Origin of the sequence: Mycobacterium sp. M23085 (assembly GCF_045343915.1) — a bacterium.
Taxonomy (GTDB): Bacteria; Actinomycetota; Actinomycetes; order Mycobacteriales; family Mycobacteriaceae; genus Mycobacterium.
In genome coordinates, this window is the sequence record NZ_CP174280.1 from 2,692,493 (window position 1) to 2,719,438 (window position 26,946).

The following is a 26,946-nucleotide window of genomic DNA, read 5'->3' on the forward strand; positions in this document are numbered from 1 at the left end:
CGCGCCGTACTCCGGCGAACCGGTCAGGCCAATGTGTGTATCCCGTTGTAGAGCACCATCAACCCGATCAGAAACAGGATGACGGCCATCATCGCGTCGTGGTTCGCCTCCATCCATGCCTTGAGCCGCTCCAGGGCATCGTCGAGGCGGTCCCCGGCGCCGACATAGGCCACGACCGGGATGGCGACCGTCGACGCGGCGACGACTACGAAGATCGCGGCCGCGACCACCTGCGCCCCGGCGCTCATGGTGCTGTTGCCGACGGCCAGGCCGGCGGCCGCGCACAGGATCAGCACCTCGGGGCGCAGCGGCACCAGCACCGCTCCCATCACCCCGGCGCGTACCGGCGAGAGCATGGAGAACGAACGCATCCAGCGCGGCATGCTGCGCTGCCGATGTCTGGTGAACCAGTGGTAGGCCGCCAGCGCGATGAGTGCCACGCCGAGCGCCAGCCGCACCCAGGACGCCCACTTCGGCGGGGTCGCGTGGATGCCGCTGAGCAGCTCCGAGCCGCTGACGAATGCGGCGGTCAGGACGACCAGGCCCAGCAGCCAGCCGCCCAGGAACGAAAGACTGGTCGGACGCGGCCGGGGCGCGTGCAGCACCAGCACCGCGGGAATGACCGTGATCGGTGACAGCGCGATGACCGCCGCCAACGCAAGGAGTTTGCTCAGCACCGAGGCCCAACTTGCGTCCACGGGCAGCAATCATCGCATCGGCGTGGCGCAGACGCAGCGGGTTGACCGCACGGTTCAGCCTTTGCGGCGCAGCGTCCACGCGGGCACCCAGTGCGTCACGGTTCTGCGCTTGGATCCGTAGGCGACCGGATAGGTCACCAGCCCCCACCAGTCGCCCTGCTCGCACAGGGCCCAGCAGCTCAGCCAGCCCTCGACGACCTTGTGCAGCTGCAGACCGTTGGGCTGGTACCGCCCCGAGCGGTGCGGCTCGCGGGGGAAAAGCACCGTCAGGTCGACCAGGACCGCGATCGCCGGGCGGACCACCCGAAAGGGGCTCCGGACCGGTTGGCCGTTGTACCCGATCGACGCCAGCGGACCCATTGATCGATCATACGTTCGAATGCGCGGCGGGTTGAGGCTGCCGATCGGGCCGGTTGGCTTCTGGCAACATAGCGGTGTGTTCAGCCAGACCGCGACGTCCCGGGCGGTTCGGTGAGCATCGCAGCCACCGAGGAGCCACGGGCCCGCCGCGGCGTGCTGGGCGGTCGACGACCGGCGTTACCGGCCGCGCTGGACCCGTTGCTCGTCGCGATCGTGGCGTGCGCGGTGAGCATGGCCGGCGCGGCCCGGCCCTCCTTCTGGTACGACGAGGCGGCGACCATCTCGGCCGCCTATAGCCGTTCGCTGACCCAGCTGTGGCACATGCTGGGCAACGTCGACGCCGTGCACGGCCTGTATTACCTGCTCATGCACGGGTGGTTCCAAATTTTCCCGCCCACCGAGTTCTGGTCGCGCGCGCCCAGCGCCCTGGCGGTGGGCGGCGCCGCCGCCGGGGTGGTGGTGCTGGGCAAGCAGTTCTCGTCCCGCTCCGTCGCGGTGACCGCCGGGGTGTTTTGCGGAATCCTGCCGCGGACCACCTGGGCGGGCATCGAGGCCCGCCCCTACGCCATGTCGATGATGGCCGCGGTGTGGCTGACCGTTCTGCTGGTTTACGCCGCGCGCCGGGACAACCGTTGGCTGTGGCTGTCGTATGCAGTCGCGCTGGCCTGCTCCATCGTGCTCGACGCGTACCTTGCGCTGTTACTGGCGGCTTATGTCGTGTTCCTCGGCGTCTATCACCGGAGCCGAACGGTGTTGCTGGGCTTCGCGATCGCGTCGGCCGCGGCCGTCGGCGCGCTGACGCCGTTCCTGACCACGGTCGCCGGGCAGGCACACCAGATCAGCTGGGTCGCACCCATCGGTCATCGCACCATCGAAGACGTGCTGATGCAGCAGTACTTCGAACGGTGCCCGCCGTTCGCGGTGTTGTCGGCGCTGCTGATCGGTGCGGCAATCGTGTTGTGGCTCAGCGGGTCCGCCCGGCTGGCCGGGTCCGAGCGCCGGCTGCTGGTGCTCTCGACGGGGTGGCTCGCGGCGCCGACGGTCGCGATCGTGACGTATTCGGCGCTGGTTCATTCGATCTACACGCCGCGCTACTTGTGCTTCACCGCGCCGGCGCTGGCGCTGATCCTGGGCGTCTGCGGTGGCGCGGTGACCGCGCGTGGCCCCTCCAGGCCATGGGTGACGACGGCGGTCGTCGGTCTTTTCGCCGTCGCCGCCGCACCGAATTATGTTTGGGTACAACGTAATCCGTATGCCAAGTACGGAATGGACTACAGTCAGGTCGCCGACCTGATCACCGCGAAGGCGGCGCCGGGCGATTGCCTGTTGGTGAACGACACGGTGACTTTCATGCCGGCCCCGATGCGGCCGTTGCTGGCGGCGCGGCCGGATGCCTATCGCAAGCTGATCGATCTCACGCTGTGGCAACGGGCGACCGATCGCAACGACGTCTTCGACACCAACCTCATCCCCGAGGTGGTGGCCAGGCCGTTGAGCCAGTGCGGCGTCGTCTGGATCATCACCCAGGCCGACCCTTCCCAGCCGGCGCACGAGCAGGGCGCGGCGCTGCCGCCCGGCCCGGTCTACTGGGCGAGCACCGCCTTCGCGGTGCCGCACGACCTGGGCTTCCGGCTGGTCGAGCGCTGGCAGTTCAACCTGGTTCAGGTGCTCAAGGCGACGAAGTGACCGCTACCAGATGCGGATGTAGTCCACCAGCATGGACGCCGGGAACTGGCCCGCGGCCGGGTCGCCGGCCCCCACCCCGCCGACGGCGAGGGTGAACATGGGGGTCATCCAGTAGCCGGGGAGGTTGAACGGCCACCGGAAGTCGTCGGGGGCGCCGCCGGCGACGTGGATCGGCTTGTTGGGCACCTTGAAGTACTCGGCCCCGTCCCGCGAGAACTCGAATCCCTCTTCGCCCCAGTGCATTCGCCAGGTGTGCCACGCACCGTCCACCAGACCCGGAATCGATTTCCCTTCCCAGGTCTTGCCGTTGGACGCCGCGTGCACCGTGGTGCCCGCGGGCCAGGAGCCGTTGCCGTACCACTCGAAGATGTCCACCTCGCCGTCGGGCAGCGGGTCCTCGTTGACTCCCCAGAACGAGGGCCACAGACCGGGGAACAGGCAGTCCAGCTTGATCCGCGCTTCCCAGGTCTGGTTGATCATGCTGCGGAAGTTGCCGCGCAGCTTGCCGCTGTAATAGGTGTTGCTCAGCACATCGTGGGTGGCACACAGCACCAAATTGGAATGGCCGTCCTGAAACACGTTTTGGCGGTCATTCCGGTAGATCCCGTCCACCGGCGGGAACACGTCGTCCTGCCAGGTTTGAATGGTCCATTTGCCCGGGTCGGGAGGCGAGCCCGCGGGTCCGTCGAACTCGTCGGCGAAGATGTAATTCCCGCCGCCCGCTGACGGCGGCGCTTCCGGCGCCGACGGGGTGGCCCAGGCACCCGGTAAGCGCATCGCAGCCCCGATCATGCCGAGGCCCGACATCAGCATCATGCTGCGACGATCCATCTAAACCACCAATCGTTCGAAGCCGGCTCGTCAAGCTCGGCGAGATCTCCCCAGGCAACTCTCGCAAACGGTGTTATGAAACCACGCGGTGGGGTGCCACGCACCCGCGGTCGGGGCCCGCGCGCGCCACCGGCATCGGTGCGTTCCCGTCACCGTCCGCGCGCCGGTCCGTCGCCGCCATGCCCTGGCATAAGCAAGCGACGATAGCGGCCGCGGCGCCGATTTCCTGGGCTTTCACCCCCTAACCATCAAGTAAGTTGACATCCTTTCGGCCGGTGGTATCAAGGAGATTGATGGTCTAAGAAAGGACAACAAACATGTCTCATGGATTCTTCGGTGGTTTCGGTGGACCCGGTTTCGGCGGTCCGGGCTTCGGTGGTCCCGGCTTCGGCGGTCCTGGTGCCGCACCGTACGGCAAGAAGGGGCGTCACGGCCTCAAGCGCGCGGCGTTCGTTACCGCGGCGTTGCTGTTGGACGGGCCGGCCGACGCCGCGCAGGTGGTGCAACGGGTAACCGATGCGACCGGCGGCGCATTCACCCCTCCGCAGGACGTGGCGGAACTTGCGATCGGCATTCTCGCCGGGCGCGGCGTGGTCACCGTCGACGGCGGCGTGGCGACGCTGACCGAACTCGGCCGAAACCTGTTGGCCTGGCGGGGAATCAGCAGCGAAACCGCGCACGCGTTTCTGGGCCGGGCGGCCAAGTTCGGTGACGTGGTGAAGATCCGCAAGGAGCTCTTCGAGATCGCCGGCTTGGCCCGCACCATCGCCTGGACGGGCACCGAGGAGCAGAAGCAGCAGCTCGCCGAGACCCGGACCAAGGTGCTCGAGGCGCTGACCGACGCACGCAAGGCGCTGCACCGCGTGCTTGGCGAGGCCTAGCGGTCAGGAGGCTGCCGAGATTGCCGTGGTGGTTGTGCTTGCCCTCCGAATGACAGCCATAGCGGCAATCTCGGCGCCTACCTCGTACCCCGAGCGAGCGCCTACTGGTTCCTTGAGGGTTCGCTGAGCCTGACCAGGGTCTTGCCGATGTTGACGCCGGTGAACAGGCCGTTGAGGGCATCGACGCACGACTCGATGCCCTCAAAGATGGTCTGCCGGTGGTGAAGTCGGCCGTCGGCCTCCCACCGGCGTAGCGCGGCGAACGCCTCGTCGAAGCGGCCCCACTGATCGAGCGCGTTGAACCCCTGCATCAGCGCGGTCTTGGACAGCAGGTTCACGTAATTGGCCGGCCCGGGGTGGTCGCCGGTCAGGTAGCTGGAGATGACGCCGCACAGCACGACGCGCGCGCGGGCGGCCAGGCGGCCCAGCACGGCGTTGAGGATGGGCCCGCCCACGTTGTCGAAGTAGACGTCGACGCGTTGCGGGCAGTGCTTTTTCAGCGCCGCCGCCACGTCATCGTTCTTGTAGTCGATGCATCCGTCGAACCCGAAGTCCTCCACCACCGCCCGGCATTTCTCCGGCCCGCCCGCGATGCCCACCACCCGGGCGCCCGCGATCTTGGCGATCTGCCCGGCAACCGATCCGGTGGCACCGGCGGCCGCGGACACCACCACCGTTTCCCCGGGCTGCGGGCGGCCGATGTCGGTCATCCCGAAGTAGGCGGTGGCGCCGGTCGGCCCGTAGACCGACATGATCGCCAGCTGGTCGTCCTCACCCGGGATCGGGGTGCTGAACAGGTCGTCGCGGATGATCGCGTACTCCTGAAAGCCGGTCAGCGTGGTGACGACGTCGCCGACGGCGTAGGCGTCGCACCGCGACGCGACCACCTCGCCGATCCCGGCCGCCCGGATGACCTCGCCGAGCTGCACGGGTGGGAGGTAGCCGGGCTGGTCGTCCAGCCAGGTGCGGGCGGCGGCGTCGATGCCGACGTAGGTGGTGCGCAACAGCGCCTCACCCTCGGCGGGTTCGGGCGCGGGCGTGGTGACCATTTCCGTGTCACCGGGCTGGACCAGGCCGGAGGGGCGTCGACGCAACAAGACCTGGCGATTCGGCAGTTCGGGCACGATCGTAGAAACTACCGAATGGATCGCCGGGATCCACGAAAATTGGACGGTCGCCTGCAACGGCAAGTTCGTCAGACCTGCCACTGCGGCGCGCCGAAGATCGGCAACTCCGGCGGCTCGAACGTGGTGCAGCAGCCTTGAGCCGAAAACGATTGTTACGCAGGCTCTTCAGCGTCGTCGTCGAGGACGCTGACAGCGATGCCGTAGGGCAGGAAACGCACCTTGCGTGTGGGATCGACGTTGTTCTTGTTCGCCCGCAGGGCGTCGAGTTCGGTCGCATAGACCTGCTCGACGCGCGCGCCACCGTTGGCGTCCACCGTGTAGATGGCCCACACGCCGTCACCGGCTTCGCCGGCCGTTTCCGGGGCACCGCGCGGGCGCCGCGCCAGGTCTTCGAAGACGGCGGACCAGCCCGTCCGGGCACCGGGGGCGGCCACGAACTTGCTGACCCGCTCGAACACGTCGCGCAGCCCTTCGCTGCCCTCCCGGATCATTCGATCGAATTCTTCGGGGTCGAATCCGAATCCACTGTGCTCGCCCACGGAACCTCCCTGGCGCTCGTGCCGTAACTGCCAGTGTGCGCTCAGTCGCGACCGTTTGCCACGCCTACTGGCCAGGCGGCGGCGGTGGGTTGATTGGAATCGGCACCGTGACGAACGGGAAGTGCAGATACATCGTCACCGGCGGCTGCCGGGGTGGCGGCGGCGCCGCGGGTGGTGGCGGCGCGGCCGGCGGGGGCGCGGGCGCCGCGACCGGCGCGGGCGCGGGCTGCTCGACGGGCGGCGGTACGTACTGCGGCGCCTGCCGGGTCGGGGCGCGACGCACCGGTGCCGCCGGCGGCGTAGTGACCGGCGCCTGCGGCGCGGGCTGCCGCACCGGCGACGGTGCGGGCGCCGGGGCGGCGGCCACCTCCGAAGGGCTGGGTGCGGGCGGCGGTGGCGCCGGGCTCGGAGCGGGCAGCTGCGCCTGCGGCGGGTTGCTCGGCGGAGGCGCCGGCAGCCGGACGCCGGGCGTGGCCACGCCGACGCCGGAATTGTGTCGAACGTCGGCCCCCGGGCGATCCGAGGTCAACGTCACCAGCACCACCGCGCCTATCGCGGCGACGATCGCGGCCAGGGCGCTACCGGCCAGCAGCATGGACCAGGGCCGGCGCGGGGGCCTCTCGTCGTCGTCCGCGACGGCGCTGTAGGCCAGGGCGCCGGTGCGCACGTCGGCGTTGTCCCAGACGTCCAGGTAGGTCGGGCTCAGGGCAGGCGGGAACTCTCCGGTGCCCGGGTCCAGCGCGTAGGCCAGGGCGGCCGTCGACGACGCGAACAGCGGGGCGTTCGCCGACGCCAGCGCCGCGCCGCGGGCCAATGCCATATCGGGCTCCTCGGGCCCGGTGACCGGAAGTGACGTTGCCGCCTCGAGCGTGGGCATGAGCGCGACGATGTCGGTTCCGCAGCCGATCAGGAACACGCCGTCGGCCCGGGACCCGGGGGCGTCCAGGCGCGAGACCATCGTCGCCAGTTCTTCGGCCAGGCCGCCCGCGCGGACGTCGCCGGTCTGGCGCCGGTGCAGGTCGACGATGGATCCGTCGGCGACGTCGACGACGGCCAGCGTGGCGTTCGCCGGCTCGACGAACAGCATCGCGAGGCGTTCGTAACCCAGCGCATACCCCACGGTCTGCGCCAGCGCGGCCGCGGCGAGCAACGGTGCGACCAACATCACGCCGTCCAACTCGTGGCTTTCGAGCGCCTCGCGCAGCGCGCCGACGCCGGCGGGGTCACTCCAGGTGACCCCGGTCGAGGTCAACCGGTGACCGCCCTCCAGCACCCCTTCACGGCTGCCGATGATCGCGTCGATCACTTGATCGACCGCACCCGCGGCCGAATTCCCCCCGGCCCCAACCGCGAACTCTTCTTGTTCGACGGTCACGCCGTCAGCATTTTGGCCTTCGATCGCTACCAGGCGGACTGTCCTGGGAGCCATCGACACCCCAAGCACGATGTCCACGTAACGCCTCCAAGGTCTTTTTCAAGCCCTCTATGAGGGCATGGCGGGATGAACCCCGCCCGAACTTGGTGACATAAACGTTACGCGCGTGCGACTAGTCGCGCAGTACGCGTGCGTACGCAGGAACGACGCTAATATCCCGGCCCCAGGAACGGATTCTGCGAGCCGCCCGGGTACTGCGCGCTACCCGGATACTGCGGATATTGGTTCCCCGGATATTGCGGATACTGCGGGGTCGCCGGCGCCTGTTGCTGGGGCACCGGCACCGGAATCGGTATCGGCAGCAGCGGCACGTGTATCCACTCCGTCGTCATCGGCACCGTCGTGCTGGTGGTGGTCGGTGGCGGTGGTGGGGGCGGCGGCGTGGTGGTGGTTTCCGCAGGTGGCGGCGGCACCGTGGTGGTGACCGTCGGTTGCGGCGGCGCGGTGGTCGGCGGCGCCGTGTGCCGCGGGGTGTAGACGGGCGCCGGCGGCGCGGTGGTGACCACCACGGGTGGCGGTGGCGGCGGCGGAGGCGGCGACGGTGGTGGTGGCGGCGGTGGCGGCGCCGGGCTGGGGACGGGTTGCGCGCTGGGCGGCGGGGGTGGCGGCGGTACCGCAGTGGGCGGCGGTGGTGCGGCCGGACGTGGGGCCACGGAGTTGGCCGGCGGCGCCGGCAGCGGCGCGACGGAGGGCGCCGGCGGGGCCTGACGGTTTTCGATCCCGGTCAGCGTGTAGGCCACCCCGCCGATCGCCGTCATGGCGACCAGGGCCGACATGCCGATGACCAACTGGGAGAACCGAAGCCGCAGCCGGGGCCGGCGCTCCCGCGGCGGTTGGATGACGTTGAGCCGCATCGACCAGCCGGCCGGGCCGTCTTCGTCGTAGGTCTCCCCGCCGAACCGCATCCGCAGATCACCGGGGTATTCGGTCTGCGACCAAGCCAATTCGCGATCGGTCAGCGCCTCGTCGTCGATCACCAGCACATCGCCGGCGCCCAGGTCGACGACGTCACCGGCGGCGTCGGCCGAAGCCAGCAGGCCTATCGACGTCCGGGTCCGCAGATCCAGCTCGCCGCCGCGCGACGCCAGGATCAGCGCCCCGCTGGCCGCGGCCAGGGCCGGTTGCGCGGGCGTCAGGATGGGCGTGCGGCCGTGCATCGAAAGCCGTTCGGTGACAAGCGGAATGCGCGCGCCGCCACCGACCGTGACCACCGCGGCAAGGTCCGACCAGCTCTTGCGGTAGCGCACCAGCATGTCGTCGAAGGCGTAGATGAAGCCGGTCAGGCGGTCCTGAATCAGCTCCTCGAGGTCGTCTTGCGTCAGCGTCAGGCTGCAACTGCGCCCACCGAGCACCGCGGTGATGTCGGTGGCCATGTCGGTGGAGAGCCTCTCCTTGGCCGCGCGGCATTGTTCCCTGAGCTCGATCAGCTGTCCGACACCGGCGGTGCTGCCCGGGTCGAGGCCGCTGCCATGGCCCAGCTCTTCGAAGGCGCGCAGCTGCAACTCCTGATCGATCTCGTCACCGGAGAGGGCGGCGTAACGCATTGTGGCGCTGACGAGTTCGAAATCTCCCGCGACGTTGACCAAGGTGGCCGACGCGCCGCTGCCACCGAAGTCCAGCAGCCCCACCACGCCCTCGTCGGGCAGGCCGAGCTCGGCCTTCACCGCGGTCAACGACGCGATCGCGTCCGAGACCAGCCGCGGCGCCATGCCGCTTCGCACGAAGCCCAGATGGGTCCGCAGGGCGTCCCGCAACGCCTGTACCGTCGCGGGCTTCCAATGCGCGGGCACGGCGATGGAAATCTCCGAGCAGGCCGCGTCCGCACCCGCCGCGAGCACCATCGCGTCCAGCGCCTCCACCGCCAGCAGTTGCGGATCGTGCGCGGAACCGTCGGGTGACACCAGCGCGACGGAATCACCGATGCGCTCGATAAAACCCTTCATCGGCACGCCGGGCTCGGCAAGGTGCGGATTCTCATCAGGCACACCGATTTTCGGTGCACAGTGCGGGTAAAGGGTAAGCACGGCCCGGCGGCTAACCGGTGGGCTTCCATTACGCGCAGCGACCAGGTTCGTGGTCCCGATCGACAACCCTAGTGGGTCGTACATAGAGCGAAAACCTCGTCTATAGGGGTCGGTGGCCAGCGTTAACGATAGCCGCGGACACGCGGAAAGCCGATGCTTCGCAATGTCATTGGTATCCGCTCGATGCGCTTGCGACACCGAAGCGGTACCGAAAACCCCTTGACAAAGGGCTTTTCGTTACAACACCGTCAGTGGCAGCGAACGCCTGGGCTGGAACTGGAATGTCGATCCCCCACTGACTCTGACCACCGAAACCTCTGGCAGTTCCTCGGTGGGAGTGTCGGTTTCAACCAGCTCGGCCGTCCAGTCGGTGGCCGTTCCGCTAACTCGGACCACGATGCGCGGTTCCACCGCGGTGGCGATCGCCTGCAGCGGCTGCACGGATTCCGGCGAGCACAACGAGATCCAGGATTTGTCGTCGTGGGCCGGCGAGGAGTGGACGTGCAGCCGGTGCGATTCCGTCTCGGCGACAACGTAGTCCACCGGGTTCAGCAGCGGGTGCAGCTCGAGGACGCGCAGCACCCCTTCGGTGCCGCCCGGAAGCTTCAGGGCGCGGTGGATGCGCTCGGCGGCCATACCCGCGATGCCGATCAGGCCTCGGGTGCACACGCCCTCGGCTTCGTCGTCGTCGGCGGCACGCGCCCGCACCGCGATCGCGAACGACAGGTACAGCAGGTGCATCTGCAGGCACACCTCGTCGGCCATCCGGACCAGCGCCGAATGCGAGAAGGCGGCGAAGTCGAAATCGGACAGCAAGGGGCCCGAGTAGTCCGCCTGCCCCTCGTCGGAGGGGTCGATGGCATCCAGTTCCCAGGTCGCAGCGCGGGTTTGGGCGATAATGTGCAGCGCGGGAATGCTCTGCGCCTCGGGGTAGGACTCGTCGATGATGACGGTCCACGCGCAGTGCGGATGCCGGTCCGCCGGCTTCCGCGGCGGACGGTGGATGGGGCGCACCTGGGCGCGCGGGTTGGTCGCGATGGCGGTGGCGTCGAAGGTCGGGTCCTCGATGGTGTGGCACATGCCGAACACATACTGTTCGCCCATCGGCTCGACGTCGAGCAGGGCGCCGCAATGGTCGAGGTGGAACTCGCCGTGCCAGCGGTCGTGCACGGTATACCGGAAATCCATGAATTGCGGTGGGGCACCGATATCGAGCTGCAGGCCCTTGAAGATCGTCGGCACGTCGTCGCCCTGGTAGTTCAGCGCCTTCTGCATGCGCCGGGTGTAGATCGGGCTGGCGCCGGCCCACTCCTCGATAGCGATCTGGACCATCTCATCGCGGCCGAACGAGGAAATGCACCACGCCATCCCGGACCGGTCGATCAACTGCCCGATCAGCAGCAGTTCGGGAACCAGGACCGCGAGCTCGGCGCGGGACAGTTGCGCATAGCGCGAGGGGCTGCTCACGCCCCAAAAATAGATCCGGCTATGTTATAAAGTCAACAATGCCCATTGTTGCAGGCCAGACGCCGGATCGTCCGGCTGGCCCCACCCGGCGGACCACCGCGCCCCGCAAGCGCGGCGATGACACCCGGGCGAAAATCATCGACGAGACGGTCCGCTGCATCGTGGAGGAGGGGTTCTCCGCCGCCACGGCCAAGCACGTCGCCGAACGCGCGGGCGTGACCTGGGGGGTGATTCAGTACCACTTCGGGGATCGCAACGGCCTGCTGCGGGCCGTGGTGGACGACGGGGTGGCCCGGCTGGTGGACAGCCTGTCGGCGGCCGATGTCAGCGAGCTGCCGCTGCGGAGGCGCATCGAGGTCGTCATCGACACCGCCTGGAGCTGCTACAGCAGCCCGACGTCGATGGCCGCGTTCGAAATCCTGCGCGAGACCCGCGGCGACCCCGACCCGTCCTCGCGGCGCCACCTGCTCGACATGAACTCCGCGGTGGGCCAGCTGGGACGATTGATCACCACCGATCCCGCGCATGCCGGTGTGGCCGAGGTTATTTGGGCCACGCTGCGCGGTGTGGTGCTGGCGCAGATGGTCACCGGCACCGCCATCGACTGGAGCCTGGAACGACGGGCCCTGGTGGACATGGTCACCCGTGTGCTGGCCGAGGGTCATGGCGACTCCGCGGGTCATGGCAACCGCGACACTTAAACCACGCACACGACACGCCGCACACCGTGACCATGGTTTAAGTCTCGGCGGCGCCGACTCCTCGGTGCGAGCGCGGGCGGCCGGTCAACATGTGCTGCAATGACCTGATGACCCTCGACGACCTTGCCGATATCGAAGCGATCAAGCAAGTCAAATACCGGTATCTGCGCGCGCTGGACACCAAGCATTGGGACGACTTCACCGACACCCTGGCCGAGGACATCAAGGCCGATTACGGGCCGTCGATCGGCAACGAGCTGCACTTCACCAACCGCGCCGACCTGGTGGAGTACATGCGGACCTCCCTGCCGGCGAACGTCATCACCGAACACCGGGTGACGCATCCGGACATCACCGTCGACGGCGACACCGCAACGGGCAGTTGGTATCTGCAGGACCGGGTGATGGTCGCCGACTTCAACTTCATGTTGATCGGTGCGGCCTTCTACCGCGACACCTACCGGCGCACCGACGCGGGCTGGAAGATCAGCGGCACCGGCTACGACCGAACCTACGACGCCACAATGTCTTTGGAGGGACTGAACTTCACGCTCAAGCCCGGCCGCGCGATCGCCGCCGACTGAGCAGCTACTTGGTGATGGCGATGACCGCCCCGGGCCGCAGCCATTTCATGATCGACACCAGCTGAGCGTCGTCGACCGCCACACAGCCCTCGGTGGGTTTGCCGTCAGTGGTGTGAAAAAAGAACGCGGCGCCCCCGCCCGGGGTCTTGTTCTTGTTGACGCCCATCACCACGGCGTGCTTGTACTGCGGGATCTGCAGGTTCTCGCTGTCGCCGGTGTTGAACGGGCACTGCGCCTTCTGGCACACCTGCATGGAATTGAACGTGGGGCTGTGGTCGTCGCCGCTCCACCAGTAGTTGGGACCCGAGACCTGGGTGTAGGGCAGGCCGGTGCCGGGATTGGGCGCCGTGCCGAACGCGGAGTCGAGGCTGTACACGCCCATCGGGGTGGCCGGAACACCGCTCTTGGCCTGCGGCGCCATCCCCGCCGAACCGACGTGGGTGGGAATGCCGGACCGTAGCGACTGCCAACCGGTGCCGGTGCGCTGGAAGATCTCCATGGTCGCGTTGGAACCGCCGGTGCTCACCACCGAAACCACCTGGGTCGCATTGCCAACCGCGTTGGCGAACCAGGGAGCGCCGGCGGCGGCACTGGTCGGCGCCAGCACCACCGAGGCGAAAATAACGCACGCCGCGGCGCACAGCGAAGTGAGCAGTCGGTGCATGCACTCCATCGTCAAACGGGCACGTCGTCAGGGTCAAGTAAAGCTTTAGCCCCAGTCAGGTCACCACGCCGTGACCAAATGCTCACCGGGACAGCGTTGTTAGCGCTGCACGACGGTCTCGCTCGCGCGCCGCTGGCTGCCGGATGGTCCGTTCGAGGGACGAAAAATCAAGAGACACAACAGAACATACAGGTAGCCCAGCGACCAGCCGGCCAGCACGTCGGACGGGTAGTGCACGTTGAGCGCCACCCGGGAGATGCCGACCATCAGCAGCGACACCGTCACCGCCGCGACGGCGATGCTCCGGATCAACCGGTTCATCATCGGAAAGACGAAGCACAGTGTGGCCAGCAGGGCCGCCGTCGCCTCCAGCGCATGACCGGACGGGAACGAGGTGGACGGCGCGGCGATCAGCATGGTCACCGGGCGGGGACGGTTGACCAGGGCCTTGGCCGCCGCGGTCGCGAACTCGTTGAGCGGCCCGCAGGCGAACGCCAGCACCAGCGCGGCCCGCAGATTGCGCATCACCAGCGCGAACACCGTCATCGCGATGCCCAGCGCGGACATCGGGACCGGACCCAACGCATAGGACACACCTTCCCAAAACCGTAGCCACAGCGGGTGTTTGAGCGCGATGTGGCGGGCGGCGTTCAGCAACGACCAATCCATCCGGTACAGCCAGTTCCAGTGCTGGCAGCAGCCCACCCACATCACCGCGTACACCGCCGCAGCCAGCACGGCGATCCACATGGCCACCGGCGTCCTCGGGCGGGTCATATCCAACCGATACCAGCAGTGCCGGTGTCAGATGCGGGCGACCCGCTGCGCCCGGCGACACGCGCCGCGCTTGCGATCGCCCGGTGTCACATGCGGGCGACCCGCTGCGCCCGGCGACACGCGCCGCGCTTGCGATCGCCCGGTGTCACATGCGGGCGACCCGCCCACCGAGTCGCTCGCGCGGTCATACTGTCGATATGGCCGTCTTTGTCCGTAGGTTGTTCGGCATCGGCAAGCTGCCCGACGAACTGCATGCCCAGGTCGAGTCGGAAGGCCTCATCTACCTCGCCGATTACGTCGCCGTGACCCGGCGATTCAGCGGCACCATTCCCGGCGTGCGGTTGCCGCACAGCGTCGCCAGCTACACGGGTTCGCTGGCGTTCACCTCGGAGCGGGTGCTGGCCACCCTGTCCATGCTGCCCCGCCTGGCCGGCCCGACCGTCAACGTGCGATGGGACGCGCCGCAGAGCGGGGCGGCGCAGGTCGAGATTTCGCCGAGCGGCTTGCAGGTCGACGTCGACGTCTCGGGGGTCGACGAGAAGTTCAGTGGCGAGTTGTCGCTGCACTATAAGGTCGCCATTCCGGACGACGTGCTCAGCGCCCTGCCCCGGCGGTCGCTGGCGTTCGACATGCCGCCCGAATACGTGTTCCGCGCGGTCGGTGTTACCTATAGTCCCTGATCGTGATGCGGGGCCAGGGCGGCTGGCGCAGCACCGCCAGGCTGCCGATCACCGCGGCCAGCAGGCCGGTGACCACCCCGATCAGCGCGACCCGGCCCTTGTCCACCGCCGGCGTCCAGCGGGCCTGCCCGTCGCGGATGGCGAACACGCCCAGCGGTTTGGTGACCACGATGACGGTGGTGCCGTCGGGGGTTTGATAGGGCTCGCCGTAACCGCGCCCGGCGCCGGGATCGGCCGCCAGCTGATCGAGCACATCGGAGGGTTGCACTGAAAACCACTCCCTTCCTAGGAGGTCACCAGGTCTCAGACGGTGGCACGCTCCACGCTAACGCCGATTTCCTACGATGGCTGACGTGGCTGGAGAGGCATTCAGTCCGCAAGAGCGGCGGGCCGTCTATCGCGTCATCTACGAACGCCGTGACATGCGCCGGTTCGTCCCCGGTGCGGCGGTGGACGAGGCCGTGCTGGCCCGCCTGCTGCAGGCCGCGCACGCCGCGCCCAGCGTCGGGCTGATGCAGCCGTGGCGCTTCATCCGGATCACCGACGCCGCGCTGCGGCGGCGCATTCACGCCCTGGTGGACGAGGAACGCCCGCGCACCGCCGAGGCACTGGGCGAGCGGGCCGACGAGTTCCTGGCGCTCAAGGTGGAGGGCATTCTCGAGTGCGCGGAGCTGTTCGTGGTGGCGCTGGGCGACGACCGCGACGCACACGTGTTCGGCCGGCGAACGCTGCCGCAGATGGACCTGGCGTCGGTGTCGTGCGCCATCCAGAACCTGTGGCTGGCGGCCCGGTCGGAAGGCCTCGGCATGGGCTGGGTGTCACTGTTCGATCCGCACCGGCTGGCGTCGTTGCTGGGCATGCCGCCCGGCGCCGAACCGGTCGCCATCCTGTGCCTGGGGCCGGTGCCCGAATTCCCCGATCGGCCGGCACTGGAGCTGGACGGCTGGACCGTCGGGCGCCCGTTGTCGGAGTTCGTCTGCGAGAACCGGTGGGGTCGACTGCCGACGGCCTGACGCGTCGGCACTCAGCAATCACCAAGGGAAGTTGCGGTAACGTCGCCGGTCGCAAGGCAATGTGAGAGGTGACGCCAATTGACGCCGGGCGAGACAGCCGACCAAAAACGGAATACGAGCCATAAAGACAACGTGCTGATCGTGCACTGGCACGACCTGGGACGCTACCTCGGCGCCTACGGCCACCCGGACGTGTCCAGCCCGCGACTGGACCGCCTTGCCGCCGAGGGCATCCTGTTCACCCGGGCGCACGCCACCGCGCCGCTGTGCTCGCCGTCGCGCGGGTCGCTGTTCACCGGCCGCTACCCACAGAACAACGGCCTCATCGGGCTGGCCCACCACGGCTGGGAATACCGGGACGGGATCCGGACCCTGCCCCAGATCCTGGCCGAATCCGGCTGGTATTCAGCGCTTTTCGGGATGCAGCACGAGACTTCCTACCCGAAGCGGTTGGGATTCGACGAATTCGACGTGTCGAACTCGTACTGCGACTACGTGACCGACAAGGCCGACGAGTGGCTGCGGCAAAGCGCCGATGGCCTTGTCGGCCAACCATTTCTGTTGACCGCCGGCTTCTTCGAGACGCACCGGCCCTATCCCCGGGACCGTTACACGCCGGCGGACAGCGCCGAGGTGGATCCGCCCGATTACCTGCCCGATACCCCCGAGGTGCGCGGCGACCTCGCCGACTTCTACGGGGCCATCAGCACGGCCGACGCCGCCGTCGGGCGGCTGCTGGACTCGCTGGCCGACACCGGTCTGGACGCCAACACCTGGGTGGTGTTCTTCACCGATCACGGTCCGGCGTTCCCCCGGGCGAAATCCACGCTGTATGACGCCGGGACCGGCATCGGCATGATCATCCGGCCGCCGACCAATCGGGCCGTTGCCCCCCGGGTCTACGACGAGCTGTTCAGCGCGGTTGACTTGGTCCCGACGTTGTTGGGGCTGTTGGGTATCGACACTCCGGCCGACGTCGACGGCGTCTCACACGCGCCCGTCCTGCTGGAGCCGGATCCGGCGGCCGCGCCGGTGCGCGATCACGTCTACACCATGAAGACCTACCACGACTCGTTCGATCCGATTCGCGCCATTCGCACCAAGGACTACAGCTACATCGAGAACTACGTGCCCCGGCCATTGCTGGAGCTGCCGCTGGACATCAGGGAAAGCCCGTCCGGGCTGGCCGTCGCCCCGTTCGTTACGGCGCCGCGGCCCGAGCGCGAGCTCTACGATCTGCGCGCCGACCCCACCGAGACCACCAACCTGCTGGCCGGCGACGGCAATGACTCGGATGAGGTTGCGGCCAATCTTGCTGTGAGACTGCATGATTGGCGTCAACGCACCGGTGATGTGATTCCTTCGGACTTTGCCGGCACCCGCATCTCCGCGCGGTACACCGAAACATACCTGCAGATCCATCATGCGAAGCCGACCCCCCGCTCGGGTATCGCCGCCGATCGTGGGATCGAGGAGGGCAAGCCCACCCAACGCTAGTTGGGCTCGCAATGACGCAAAGTCGTCACGCACCGGCACGCGTGATTGCGGTTAGGCTCATCGAGTGCCCGGCGGCGCGAATTCGTATCTGGTGCTCGCCACCCAGCGCAGCGGTAGCACGCTGCTGGTGGAGTCGCTGCGCGCGACCGGAATCGCCGGTAATCCAAAGGAATTCTTCGAGTGCCTGCCGGCCACCGGCATGCCACCGCAGCCGCGGGAAAGGTTCGCCGGCGTCGACGACGAGTCGATCCTGCGATTGCTCGATCCGCTGCATCCCGGGGCGCCCGACCGCCAGTCACCGGTCGCCTGGCGCGCGCGCATCCGAAGCGCGGGTCGCACGCCCAACGGCGTGTGGGGCGGCAAGCTGATGTGGAACCAGACGCCGCTGCTGACCCGGCGAGCGGCCGCGCTGCCGGACCGTTCCGGAGTGGGCCTGCGCTCGGCGATCCGCGACGTGATCGGCGACGAGCCGCTGTACGTGCACGTCTACCGGCCGGACGTGGTGTCTCAGGCGGTGTCGTTCTGGCGCGCCGCGCAAACCCAGGTGTGGCAGGGCAACGCCGAGCCCGAACGCGACTCCCAGGCCTGCTATCACGCCGGGGCCATCGGGCACATCGTCGACAACCTGCGATGTCAGGAGAAAAGTTGGCGGGCCTGGTTCGCCGAGGAGGGCATCACGCCGATCGACATCGCGTATCCGGTGTTGTGGCGCAACCTGACCGCCATCGTTGCCACCGTTCTCGACGCGCTGGGCCTGGACGCCGGGACGGCCCCACCGCCGATGCTGCAACGGCAGGCCGACCACCGCTCCGACGAGTGGGCCGAACGCTACCGTCGGGAGGCGCCGCTGCTGGGGCTACCCAGCTGAGCGGCTGGAGCCACCCACCTCGGCGATGATAAACACCCGCCGGAACGGAAAGATCGTCGTGCCGTCGGACCGGGGCGGGTAGGCGTCCTGCAACAGCGGGATCAGCTCCTCGCGGAACTGCTCCCACGTCTCGTCGTCCAGCCGCTCGCGGACCGGGACCAACGCCGTGCCGGTGATCCACTCCAGCACCGGATGCTCGCCGGTCAGCTGGTGCAGATAGGTGGTCTCCCAGACGTCGACCTTGCACCCCGCGTCGAGCAGCAGATTCGCGTAATGCGACGGCGGCTGGACCACCGCCCCGACGCGAAAGGGTATGTCGCGCAGCAGCTTTGCGTAAGGCTCGCGGCGGGCCAGCGCCCGCACCGCCGCGTAGGACGGCGACTCGAAGTTGCCCGGCATCTGGACACCGATCCACGATCCGGACGTGAGCTCCCCCGCCCACCGGAGCAGCAGGTCGGAATGTTCGGGCACCCAGTGCACGGCCGCGTTGCTGACCACCACGTCGGTGTCGGGTTTGGGCTTCCAGTCACGCAGGTCCCCCGTGACGGCGTCGATGCCGCGCTCCTTGGCCGCGGCCACCATCTCCGGCGAGCTGTCCACCGCCTCGATCACCGCGTCGGGCCAGCGCCGGGCCAGGTATTTCGTCAGGTGACCGGGCCCACAACCGAGATCGACGACGCGGCGCGCCCGCTCGGCACCCACCCGCGACAACAGGTCGTAGAAGGGGCGGGCACGGTGGTCGGCGAAGGCCAGGTAAACATCCGGATCCCACATGTCGGTCCTCCCGATCCTCGCGCCGCCGCCAACGGCAGATAGCAAACCGTATAACTCCCATGGTGCGCCGACGCGGCCCGGATGGTTTCGGGGACAACACCGCGACGATCGAATCCGGTCGAAACGTCCAGGAGGCGCGGCCCTGCCCGGCTACCATCGGCGTTCGTGGCGCCCGACTCAGATCCGATCGATCCGCCCATCCCCGTTCCGGACGTTCCCGGCGCCGATCTACCGGCCGGCGCCGGCGGATTACCCCCCCGCTCGGCGTTGTCGTCCCGCCAGCGAATGGTAGTCGAGGCATCGGCCTGCGGCGATCTGGCCCTGCGCACCTGGGTGGCGTCGCTGCTCACCAGCACGGTGGCGCCATTCGTGGTCGCCAGCGCGCTGCGACAATCCGATTCCGCCACCGAACGCGGCAACCTCGACTTCTACGCCGAGCTGGGCGCGGCCGGAGACCCGACGCTATCGTTCCCGGCACCCACCGAGCTACCCCGGGTGTCGTCGCGACGGGCCGGCCCGCTGGCGGAGTGGATCGCGCGCGGCACGGTCGACAACATCGCGTTCCCCAGCACTTTCACCGCCGTCAACCCCACCATGCGCAGGCAGTGGGGCGCCTGGCGGTCCAACAACATCGTGCGCGCACAGCATTGGCGCCACGACGACGGGCCGCGTCCCACCCTATGCGTGATTCACGGTTTCGTGGGATCGTCGTATCTGGCCAACGGACGGTTCTTTTCGTTGCCCTGGTACTACCGGTCCGGCTACGACGTTCTGCTGTACACGCTGCCCTTTCATGGGAAGCGGGCCGAAAAACATTCGCCCTTCAGCGGTTTCGGTTATTTCGCCGGCGGGCTCAGCGGTTTCGCCGAGGCCATGGCCCAGGCCGTGCACGACTTTCGTTCCGTCATGGACTATTTGGGCCACACCGGCGTCGACCGCATCGCACTCACCGGCATCTCGCTGGGCGGGTACACCTCTGCACTGGTGGCCTCGGTCGACGATCGGCTCGAGGCCGTCATCCCCAACTGTCCGGTGGTCACCCCGTCGACGTTGTTCGACGAATGGTTCCCGGCCAACATGCTGGTCCGGCTGGGCCTGCGCCTGGCCGACATCGGCCACGACGACCTGGCGGCCGGGCTGGCCTACCACTGCCCGCTGAATTACCGGCCGCTGGTGCCGCGCGACCGCCGGATGATCATCACCGGCCTCGGCGATCGGATGGCGCCGCCCGACCACGCCGTCAAGCTATGGCAACACTGGGATCAGTGTGCGCTGCACTGGTTTCCGGGCAGCCATGTGTTGCACGTCAGCCAGCTGGACTACCTGCGCCGGATGACGGCGTTCCTGCAGGCGGTCATGTTCTGACCACCTCGACGGTGTCGGCGAGCGAGGCCCGGTGAGCGCCGCCGGCCAGGGTGGGCCAGTGCAGCTGCGAGAGCAATTCCCCTGGCGCAGCGGTGTGCCCGTCCAGCCGCCGGGTGGACAGCAGGTCCAGCGCCGTCAAGGCGGGCAGGTGATTCCCCCGCTGCGGCGTCAGCCCGTCCACCGGGGCTTTGCCGTCCGGGGCGGTCTCGGTCTGGAACGCACAGGCCACCGCCACGGTGGGATGGCTTTTCTCACCGGCGAGCTCGAGCGCAATGCAGGTTTCACGCGCCGGGTAGGTCCGGATGTTCTCCAGCGTCTCCGGCAGCGCGTCGTCCACCTGAATCTGGTATGCGGCAAGGTAATCGGAAGCGCCGCGCTGCACGGCCCGCCATCTCTCGCGGGGGTTGGAGGTCAGCAGCCGGGGAATGTCGTCGGCCCCGACGGTGGTGGTTTCCCATCCGATCTCCCGGAGATGATCGGCCAGCCGGCGAGCGGCGACCGCAGCGGTCTCGTGTAACGGGATTCGCGGTGAGCGAGCCTGCAGTGCGGCCAAATTGTCCGGGGCGGACACGGTGAGCCCGATCCAGGTCTCGCGTCTGCTCGCGTCTGAGGCGTTATCGCGGCTGGTGATCCTGATCTTGTCCGCCCGGATGCCGTAGCGGTTGAGATAGCTGGCGATCAGCGGGAGCGGGAGTACATCGGCGTCGCCCGCCGCCGCGCCAACCCGGATCAGGGCGGTTGTCGCGGTGTCGGAAGTGCTCGCGGGCACGCCATTGCCGCGGCCGATCATCGCCAGGCGGCGGCGCAGGATCGTGGTGAAATGCAGACCGCCCCACCAGCCGAACAACAGGATCACGACGGCGGCCGCGATGCCTACTACCCAGTAGTCGCGGGGCGTTCGCCACGGGTAGGCCATCACCGCGGGCGCAATGACCAAGAACGCCAACGTGATTCGGCCGCTCCCGGGATTCGGTATCCGATGCTTGCTCACGGGGTGGGGTCCTTTCGACGGCGTGCGGTGACTGCGGTGACTGCGGCGGCCACCGCGACGAGCACGGCCAGCGCGGCGGCGCCGGCCACCGCCACGGTGCGTGGTGTGGTGTCCCTGGGGGCGGGGGCCGGCGGCACGGCCACCGGCTTCACCGACGCCGCGCCGGGCTGATTACCGGAGGGCAGTTGCCATGTCAGGGCTGCCAGCGGATCCACGCTGCCGGTGCCGACCACATTGGACGGGTCGCGGGCGCCGTTGTGCGCGGTTGCGGTGATGCGGCGCAGCACCGCGGTGGCGTTCAGGTCGGGATACTTACTGCGGACCAGCGCCGCGACACCGGCCACATAGCCGGCCGCGTAACCGGTTCCGCTGAGAGCGGCGAATTGCTGGTGCTCGTCGGGCAGGCCGTTGGCCAGTCCGCCGCCGTCGGCGTTGCCGACCGACACGATGCGTTCGCCAGGCGCGGCCACCCCCACCCACGGCCCGGCCACGGTGAATTTCGACGGCTGGCCGTCCGGGGTCAGCGAGGCCACCGAGAGCACGTACGGCTGCCACCACGACGGGATGGACACCGACGTGACGCCGGCCCAATTGCGCGGATCGTTCGGCCGGCTCAGGTCGGTGAGCGGATTGGATTCGCAGGAGGTTCCGCCGCCGGCCGCTCCGGTCGGCCCGCCGTCGCCCGCGCCGGCCACGATCACCGCGTCCTTGTCGACCGCCGCGTAGCGGACGGCGGCTCCGAGGGCGGCCTGGTCGACGGGCCGGTCCACCGGCATGCAGGTGGTCGAGCCGATGTCGATCACCCGCGCGCCGAGGTCGGCGGCGTGCACGATCGCCCGGGCGAGCGTCGACACCTCGGCCGACACCCGCGCCAGCTGCGGATCACCACCCGGCGTCCGCGGCGAGAACTTGGCCGACGAGGTCCTGATCGACACCACCCGTGCCGCGGGCGCCACGCCGGAGAAGCCGTCGTCCGCCGACGGCTGGCCGGCGATGAGCCCGGCCACCAAGGTTCCGTGCCCGTCGCAGTCGGTCAGGCCGTCGGTGGTCTCGACGAAGTCACCGCCCGGCTCGATGTTGGGCAGCCGCGGACCCGGTCGCACCCCGGTGTCGAGCACCGCCACCAGCTGGCCCTCGCCCCGCGAGAATTGCCATGCCGCAGGGAGATTCAGCACCGCCTGGCTCGGCGTGATGGCACCCGGATCGCTGCCGGGAACCACCCCGGACGTGCTGCAGGGTCCGCGCTGCTCCATCGGCTGCCCGGGCCCCGGCGACCCGCTGGGCGGCGGGACGCCGGGATCGACCGACGGCGGGCTGATCGCTGATGCCGGCGGACTCGACCACGTCGCGGCGGCCGGCAGCAAGGCCAATGCCGCGGCGAAGCAGGCTGATGCCGGCCGAATCATCGATTGAGCACCCAGCCGAACAGACCGACCACGAACGCCATCACGGGGATCAGCGACGCGTCGAGTCCGGTCGCGACGAAGCCCACCAGCCTGCGCACCGGCAGCGAATAGCTTTCCGGCGCGGCGATACCCGGGTTCAGCGCCACCACGATCCACACCGCCACCAGCACCAGCAGCACAAGCGCCGCCCCGAGGGCCGCGGCGTAGCGTCCGGTCGAGGTGTAGAGCACCAGCAGCACACCGGCGGTCAGGAAGGGCTGGGCGAGCAGCCACGCCTTGCACGCGGCGGAGTCCCACACCCTGGCCCGCAGCACCGACGTCGCGGCGGTGGCGGCCACCACGTACCAGCCCGCACCGCTGAGCGATTCGGGCCGCAGCGCGATTGCCACCGAGCCCAAGACGCTGAGTAGCACTGCCGCGGCGATGAATCCGTTCTGATGCGCGTCGCTGATCCGGACGCGGCGCGGCAGGTCCTCGAGGACCTGCAACGACGGCGCCGACGGGGTGGGGTCCCCGGGCGCCGGAATGACCGGCAACGGGAAGCGCGCCCACAGCGCAGACAGCTGGGGAGCCTCGATGGTGACCAGCAGCGCCGCCACGATCAGACCGCAACCGAGGGCAATCGGTTTGAGCTGCCATAGCATTTCGGCGCCGGCGGCCAGCAGCACCCCGGCGCCCACCACCGCGGTTGCGGTGAAGAAGCCGGCGATGCGCTCGCGCGCGGCGCTGGGCGCCATCAGCGCGATCAGCGACCACGCGGTGACACCGGCGGCGGCCAGGGTCACTTGGGCGGCCCCGAATTTGCCGGGTACCGCCAGCGCGAGTGCGGCGGCGATGGGAACCAGCGCGGCGATCGAGAGCGACATTCCGGTCCGCGGCGAGCGGGCGGTGACCAGCAGGCCCACGATCGCGGTCAATGCTGCGACAGCGCTGACGGCGACCAGGCCCAACAGCGCACCGGTAGCCACCCGGTAGGTGACCGACAGCCCGGTGACCAGGAACGCCACCGCGATCGCAGCGGCCAGGGCGCCGCGCTGGATATGCGTTGTGCCCCAAGGCTTCAGCCGTGACGTCGAGAAGATCATGGCCGCATCGGCGATGTCCTCGACGATGCCGGGCGCGGCCGGACCGGCCGGTACCGCCTGCAGCGCCAGCAGGTCGCCGTCGACGACTCCGACCGTGTCCAGGCTGGCGTCCAGGCTGAACGGCGCACCGCCGATAGGGGCCAGGCTCAGCTGGATCGCCGCCCCGATCTCGGCGGCACCGCGCGAGGCGGCGGCGAGTTCGGAGTCGCCGTTCGTCGCGGCGGGAACCACCAGACGCTGGACGGCGGGCAGGATTTCGCGCAGCGGCAGCTCCGCAGGCAAGGCCATTTCCGTCAACCTGCTGTCCGCGAGGATTGCCACCCGGACGATCGGCATGACGGTTCCCGACGTCACCGGACCCTCGAAAAGTGTTGTGGCCGTTGCTGGAACATCGTGCTCTCTTCTCTTTGTCTACGTTGGGCGGACACTGTTGCGGTGGAAAAGTCTCGGGCCAGCCGGTGATCGGAGAACCATTCGGCGTCTGGCAGTAGGTCGGTCAGTTGTTCTATCGCGACAGCGACCGCGAACGGTGTTCCGGGCGCGAAGGTGGAAACCCACTCGCCGTCGAAGGCGCGGGACGGGCTGACCAGCACCCGTCCCTCGCGTGCGTCGACGATGCTCATCCCCACCTCGCTGGTGGAGTGCCGGCCGTCGCGGTGGCAGCCGGCGACGATCTCGACATAACTGCGCGGTCCGTTGAACACCGATTCCACCACCGGCCGCGCCGACTGCGGAATACCCAGGTAATCAAGGACTTCGGCGAGCGGTGCGCCCGAACGCAGCCGTTCGTCGGCCCGGGCACCCACCCTCGTCGGCATGCTGAACTCGTCGAACCGTGCGGGCGGCCGTTGCGCGAGTCCGACGGTGAGCACCGGCACCAGCGCCCGCGGATCATCGATGTCCATGGCGGTGAACGTGATCAGCTGCGCGCTGCGCAACGCGACCACCGTGAGCGACGGCTTGCCGGCGGCGCCGGTGCGCTGCGCGACGACACCACGCAGCATTTCCGGACCGCCCTCAGCGCCGTCCTTGCCGGGGCCGACAAAGCGCAGGTCCAGCCACCGCTGAGGGAAACACACCACCTTGATCCACTCGGCGACCGCGGGGTTGATGACTCCGCCATCCGAGATCAGGCCGAGGTCGGTCAGCTCGGCCTTCTGACGGTCGAGGAACGCGTTGCGCTCCGCGGCATCACGATAGGGCGAGGTTATCGCCAATACCCAGGGAAAGCTCCCCGCCCCAATCATTTCCGCGATGAACCACGCGTGATCGACCGTCAGCTCGACGGCGTTGGGCGATGCGTTCATTTCAGCTGCGGACTAACCGCCCCATTTGGCGGCTTCGGCCTGGTCGCGGGCCAGCATGGACATGGTGTTTGCCTCGTGGGTGCTGGCCATCGACTGGTAGGCGCGCACCAGGCTTTCCATGGCCTGGTTCCACTGAGCCTGCCACACCTGATAGGTCATACCGGTGTCACCCTGCCAGGCGTTGGACAACGTGGCCTGCTCGCTGGCGATATCGGAACCGAGCCCCTGCAACGTGCCGGCATAGCCCGACATGTCGGCGGCGTGGCTCAGCATCGCCGGGTAGTTGTACATGATCTGCGACATGACAAGTCCTTTCGCGGTTGCTAGCGGTGTGGTCAGAACGCGGTGTAGCCGGACGCGGCGGCGGCGTCCGCGGCCACATAGGTGCCGGCGGCGTCCCCGAGGTTGGCCTGGGCGATGTCGAGCAGGGTGTTGACCTTCGCTGCGACCTCGACGAACCGTGCGTGCGCGGCCTGGAAGGCGGCGGAGGACTCGCCCTGGTGGAATGCCTGTGCCGACACCGCTTCCTGCTCGGCCTGGCTGATCGTGCTGCGCATCAGCGCCGCCTTGGCACTGAAGGCCGACTGCGCGGCCACCAACTGCGGAATGTGCGCGTCCAACATACTCATGTTGATACCTTTCTGTTGCGTCCGTTGGGGTTTCGGTAATTCACCTTCATCTGGCTGACTGCCTTACCCCCCTTTCCCCGGTTCGGTTGAGCCCGTTTTGGTCCCGTCTTCGTGCTCCCACGTGCCGGGCACCATCGGCGCGCGGGCGCCGCCGCCGAAGTCGTGGTCGGCCAGCTTGGTCAACCCGGCCGCCTGAAACGCCTTCTGTCGCTGAGTGGTTCCGGCGAATCCCAACCTTCCGGCTCCCTGAGCGGACCCGACGGCCGCGGCCAGTTCCTCCTCGTCGCCGAAGCCCGGGGGGACACCGAAATCGGAGTCCATGTCCGCGAACTCATCGGCGTGATCGTGCAGCGTGGCACGCCGGCGGCGCCGGGCCCGGGACTCGGCACGGCTGGCCGCCGCGGCACCGGCCGCCGGGATGGTCGCCGCCGGAGCCTTGGCCCCGCCGCGGCCGCCCAGGGTGGGGCCGACCCCGGCGTCCGGGTCACCGCCCACGGCGACCAGGTAGGCGAAGTTGCCGGCAGGTGCAGCCGGGGCCGGCGCGGCGGGTGCCGCGGAACCCGCGGTGACCGTGGTGGCCGGGGCGCCGGCCGGAGCCGGGACCGTCGGGGCCAGCGCGACCGCCGGCAGCATGGACGGCGGTTTGTTCGACGTCAGCGTCGGAGCCACGACGGCGGGGGCGGCATCCGGCGCGACCTCGACGGGCGTGGTGAGCAGCGAACCGAGCCCGATACCCAACAGCAGCGGGATCAGCAGCGGTGCGGTCAGGATGGCACCCCAGGTCGGCCAGCCGACGGCGTTGAAAAACACTTGGTAGGCAACGAAAAACAGCAACGGACCGTTGGCCGCGAGGAACGCCGGCAGATTCGAGAAGAAGTTCTGCACCATCTGCTGGATGTTCTGGAAAAAGTCCTGAAAAAACTTGGACAGCTGCTCGATGAAGTTCTGCCACCAATCCCCGGGGCTGCCCTGCGTGGCGTTGGACGCGAGACTGTTGACTTGGCCCCCGGGATTCACGATCGCGGGCGCCGCCATGGTCCGCGGCGCCGCGGCCAGGGCCGAACCCGACACCGCCTGGTAGGTGCCCATGATCGTGGCGGCCTGGACCCACATCCGTGCGTAGTCGGCCTCGTTGACCGCGATCGGAATCGTGTTGATGCCAAAGAAATTCGTCCCGACCAAAACTGCATGCACGGTGTGATTGGTGGCCAGTTCCGCCAGGGTCGGCATGGCCGCCAACGCGGCCGTGTATGCCGTCGCCGCGACCTCCTGCTGCGCGGCGGCACCCGCGCTGTCCGCGCTGGCCTGCTGCAGCCACGCCAGGTACGGCAGGTGGGCCGCCACATACTGCTCGGCGCTCGGCCCCTCCCAGGACCCAGCCTGCGCCTGCCCCAACAGCCCACTGAGTTCGGCTGCCGCCGAGGCGTATTGGGTGCTCAACGAAGTCCAGGCGCCGGCGGCCGCCAACAGCGGTCCCGGGCCCGGACCGGCGCTGAGCAACGCCGAATGCACCTCGGGTGGCGAAGCCATCCAAATGGGTCCGAAGGGGGATGTCAT

Annotated in this window: 28 protein-coding genes; 9 read left to right on the forward strand and 19 right to left on the reverse strand. The window is 68.7% G+C overall.

From position 1 onward, the window contains the following. Positions 1 to 23: 23 nt before the first annotated feature. Complete coding sequence (locus ACIUM1_RS12365; RefSeq protein ID WP_406817651.1) at positions 24 to 677, reverse strand: GAP family protein; 654 nt, start codon at positions 675 to 677, stop codon at positions 24 to 26. Positions 678 to 752: 75 nt separating this feature from the next. Beyond that, a complete protein-coding gene (locus tag ACIUM1_RS12370; protein ID WP_067134226.1) occupies positions 753 to 1,058 on the reverse strand; it encodes a hypothetical protein in 306 nt (101 codons plus the stop codon). Between the two features lie 231 nt (positions 1,059 to 1,289). Here ACIUM1_RS12370 and ACIUM1_RS12375 point away from each other — a divergent pair, with 231 nt between their 5' ends. Beyond that, positions 1,290 to 2,744: a hypothetical protein gene (locus ACIUM1_RS12375; protein ID WP_406817652.1), complete on the forward strand. Its 1,455-nt coding sequence runs from the start codon at positions 1,290 to 1,292 to the stop codon at positions 2,742 to 2,744. A 3-nt stretch (positions 2,745 to 2,747) separates the two neighbouring features. Here ACIUM1_RS12375 and ACIUM1_RS12380 read toward each other — a convergent pair whose 3' ends face one another. Then, positions 2,748 to 3,575 (reverse strand): family 16 glycosylhydrolase, encoded by an 828-nt coding sequence (locus ACIUM1_RS12380; RefSeq protein WP_406817425.1) that lies wholly within the window; start codon positions 3,573 to 3,575, stop codon positions 2,748 to 2,750. 317 nt (positions 3,576 to 3,892) lie between these two features. On the opposite strand from ACIUM1_RS12380, the gene ACIUM1_RS12385 reads away from it, so the two are divergent. Then, positions 3,893 to 4,456 (forward strand): hypothetical protein, encoded by a 564-nt coding sequence (locus tag ACIUM1_RS12385; RefSeq protein WP_406817427.1) that lies wholly within the window; start codon positions 3,893 to 3,895, stop codon positions 4,454 to 4,456. A 101-nt stretch (positions 4,457 to 4,557) separates the two neighbouring features. Here the strand turns inward: ACIUM1_RS12385 and ACIUM1_RS12390 are convergent, their stop codons facing one another. The 5 genes from ACIUM1_RS12390 to ACIUM1_RS12410 all read right to left on the reverse strand — a co-directional run bounded on the left by ACIUM1_RS12390 (position 4,558) and on the right by ACIUM1_RS12410 (position 11,048). Continuing rightward, the gene (locus tag ACIUM1_RS12390) at positions 4,558 to 5,580 is read right to left on the reverse strand and encodes an NADP-dependent oxidoreductase (protein WP_406817428.1); all 1,023 of its coding nucleotides are present in this window, start codon (positions 5,578 to 5,580) and stop codon (positions 4,558 to 4,560) included. 155 nt (positions 5,581 to 5,735) lie between these two features. After that, positions 5,736 to 6,074, reverse strand: coding sequence for a hypothetical protein (locus ACIUM1_RS12395; protein ID WP_406817653.1), 339 nt, complete (start codon positions 6,072 to 6,074; stop codon positions 5,736 to 5,738). A 112-nt stretch (positions 6,075 to 6,186) separates the two neighbouring features. Beyond that, positions 6,187 to 7,575: a hypothetical protein gene (locus ACIUM1_RS12400; protein ID WP_406817429.1), complete on the reverse strand. Its 1,389-nt coding sequence runs from the start codon at positions 7,573 to 7,575 to the stop codon at positions 6,187 to 6,189. A gap of 131 nt (positions 7,576 to 7,706) precedes the next feature. Further along, positions 7,707 to 9,665 carry an Hsp70 family protein gene (locus ACIUM1_RS12405; RefSeq protein WP_406817430.1) on the reverse strand — a complete coding sequence of 653 codons (1,959 nt, stop codon included), beginning with the start codon at positions 9,663 to 9,665 and terminating at the stop codon, positions 7,707 to 7,709. 153 nt (positions 9,666 to 9,818) lie between these two features. Continuing rightward, positions 9,819 to 11,048 carry a hypothetical protein gene (locus ACIUM1_RS12410; protein ID WP_406817431.1) on the reverse strand — a complete coding sequence of 410 codons (1,230 nt, stop codon included), beginning with the start codon at positions 11,046 to 11,048 and terminating at the stop codon, positions 9,819 to 9,821. 38 nt (positions 11,049 to 11,086) lie between these two features. Between ACIUM1_RS12410 and ACIUM1_RS12415 the strand changes: the two genes are divergently transcribed. Together ACIUM1_RS12415 and ACIUM1_RS12420 are read left to right on the forward strand one after the other, a co-directional pair. After that, complete coding sequence (locus tag ACIUM1_RS12415) at positions 11,087 to 11,749, forward strand: TetR/AcrR family transcriptional regulator (RefSeq protein ID WP_406817432.1); 663 nt, start codon at positions 11,087 to 11,089, stop codon at positions 11,747 to 11,749. An 89-nt stretch (positions 11,750 to 11,838) separates the two neighbouring features. Further along, a complete protein-coding gene (locus tag ACIUM1_RS12420; protein WP_076053801.1) occupies positions 11,839 to 12,333 on the forward strand; it encodes a nuclear transport factor 2 family protein in 495 nt (164 codons plus the stop codon). A 4-nt stretch (positions 12,334 to 12,337) separates the two neighbouring features. Here the strand turns inward: ACIUM1_RS12420 and ACIUM1_RS12425 are convergent, their stop codons facing one another. Both ACIUM1_RS12425 and ACIUM1_RS12430 read right to left on the reverse strand, forming a co-directional pair. Further along, positions 12,338 to 12,997, reverse strand: a complete 660-nt coding sequence (locus ACIUM1_RS12425) for a L,D-transpeptidase (protein ID WP_406817433.1) — start codon at positions 12,995 to 12,997, stop codon at positions 12,338 to 12,340. 99 nt (positions 12,998 to 13,096) lie between these two features. Then, positions 13,097 to 13,774, reverse strand: coding sequence for a phosphatase PAP2 family protein (locus ACIUM1_RS12430; protein ID WP_406817434.1), 678 nt, complete (start codon positions 13,772 to 13,774; stop codon positions 13,097 to 13,099). 197 nt (positions 13,775 to 13,971) lie between these two features. Here ACIUM1_RS12430 and ACIUM1_RS12435 point away from each other — a divergent pair, with 197 nt between their 5' ends. Next, positions 13,972 to 14,454, forward strand: a complete 483-nt coding sequence (locus ACIUM1_RS12435; protein ID WP_406817435.1) for a hypothetical protein — start codon at positions 13,972 to 13,974, stop codon at positions 14,452 to 14,454. On the opposite strand, the gene ACIUM1_RS12440 is transcribed toward ACIUM1_RS12435, so the two are convergent. Then, the gene (locus ACIUM1_RS12440) at positions 14,438 to 14,722 is read right to left on the reverse strand and encodes a hypothetical protein (RefSeq protein WP_406817436.1); all 285 of its coding nucleotides are present in this window, start codon (positions 14,720 to 14,722) and stop codon (positions 14,438 to 14,440) included. The genes ACIUM1_RS12435 and ACIUM1_RS12440 overlap by 17 nt on opposite strands. A gap of 76 nt (positions 14,723 to 14,798) precedes the next feature. Between ACIUM1_RS12440 and bluB the strand changes: the two genes are divergently transcribed. The 3 genes from bluB (at position 14,799) to stf0 (ending at position 17,832) form a co-directional block, all read left to right on the forward strand. Then, a complete protein-coding gene (gene bluB, locus ACIUM1_RS12445; protein WP_406817437.1) occupies positions 14,799 to 15,467 on the forward strand; it encodes a 5,6-dimethylbenzimidazole synthase in 669 nt (222 codons plus the stop codon). 78 nt (positions 15,468 to 15,545) lie between these two features. Further along, entirely contained in the window at positions 15,546 to 16,964 is a 1,419-nt protein-coding gene (locus tag ACIUM1_RS12450; RefSeq protein WP_406817438.1) for a sulfatase, read from the forward strand. Between the two features lie 64 nt (positions 16,965 to 17,028). Beyond that, a complete protein-coding gene (gene stf0 / locus ACIUM1_RS12455; RefSeq protein ID WP_406817440.1) occupies positions 17,029 to 17,832 on the forward strand; it encodes a trehalose 2-sulfotransferase in 804 nt (267 codons plus the stop codon). Here the strand turns inward: stf0 and ACIUM1_RS12460 are convergent. Beyond that, positions 17,821 to 18,606 carry a trans-aconitate 2-methyltransferase gene (locus ACIUM1_RS12460; RefSeq protein ID WP_406817441.1) on the reverse strand — a complete coding sequence of 262 codons (786 nt, stop codon included), beginning with the start codon at positions 18,604 to 18,606 and terminating at the stop codon, positions 17,821 to 17,823. The two genes, stf0 and ACIUM1_RS12460, sit on opposite strands and share 12 nt — an antisense overlap. A gap of 165 nt (positions 18,607 to 18,771) precedes the next feature. Here ACIUM1_RS12460 and ACIUM1_RS12465 point away from each other — a divergent pair, with 165 nt between their 5' ends. Beyond that, positions 18,772 to 19,971, forward strand: coding sequence for an alpha/beta hydrolase family protein (locus ACIUM1_RS12465; protein WP_406817442.1), 1,200 nt, complete (start codon positions 18,772 to 18,774; stop codon positions 19,969 to 19,971). Here ACIUM1_RS12465 and eccE read toward each other — a convergent pair. From eccE to ACIUM1_RS12500, 7 genes are all read right to left on the reverse strand, one after another. Continuing rightward, positions 19,961 to 20,962 (reverse strand): type VII secretion protein EccE, encoded by a 1,002-nt coding sequence (gene eccE, locus ACIUM1_RS12470; protein WP_406817443.1) that lies wholly within the window; start codon positions 20,960 to 20,962, stop codon positions 19,961 to 19,963. The genes ACIUM1_RS12465 and eccE overlap by 11 nt on opposite strands. Next, the gene (mycP, locus tag ACIUM1_RS12475; protein WP_406817444.1) at positions 20,959 to 22,368 is read right to left on the reverse strand and encodes a type VII secretion-associated serine protease mycosin; all 1,410 of its coding nucleotides are present in this window, start codon (positions 22,366 to 22,368) and stop codon (positions 20,959 to 20,961) included. The genes eccE and mycP overlap by 4 nt, the downstream gene beginning before the upstream one ends. Next, the gene (eccD, locus tag ACIUM1_RS12480; protein ID WP_406817654.1) at positions 22,365 to 23,789 is read right to left on the reverse strand and encodes a type VII secretion integral membrane protein EccD; all 1,425 of its coding nucleotides are present in this window, start codon (positions 23,787 to 23,789) and stop codon (positions 22,365 to 22,367) included. The genes mycP and eccD overlap by 4 nt, the downstream gene beginning before the upstream one ends. A gap of 14 nt (positions 23,790 to 23,803) precedes the next feature. Continuing rightward, a complete protein-coding gene (locus ACIUM1_RS12485) occupies positions 23,804 to 24,760 on the reverse strand; it encodes an ESX secretion-associated protein EspG (protein WP_406817445.1) in 957 nt (318 codons plus the stop codon). 12 nt (positions 24,761 to 24,772) lie between these two features. Continuing rightward, a complete protein-coding gene (locus tag ACIUM1_RS12490; RefSeq protein WP_083066139.1) occupies positions 24,773 to 25,063 on the reverse strand; it encodes a WXG100 family type VII secretion target in 291 nt (96 codons plus the stop codon). A gap of 32 nt (positions 25,064 to 25,095) precedes the next feature. Continuing rightward, positions 25,096 to 25,389 carry a type VII secretion system protein EsxG gene (gene esxG / locus ACIUM1_RS12495; protein WP_406817446.1) on the reverse strand — a complete coding sequence of 98 codons (294 nt, stop codon included), beginning with the start codon at positions 25,387 to 25,389 and terminating at the stop codon, positions 25,096 to 25,098. 63 nt (positions 25,390 to 25,452) lie between these two features. Next, positions 25,453 to 26,946 (reverse strand): PPE family protein, encoded by a 1,494-nt coding sequence (locus ACIUM1_RS12500; RefSeq protein ID WP_406817447.1) that lies wholly within the window; start codon positions 26,944 to 26,946, stop codon positions 25,453 to 25,455.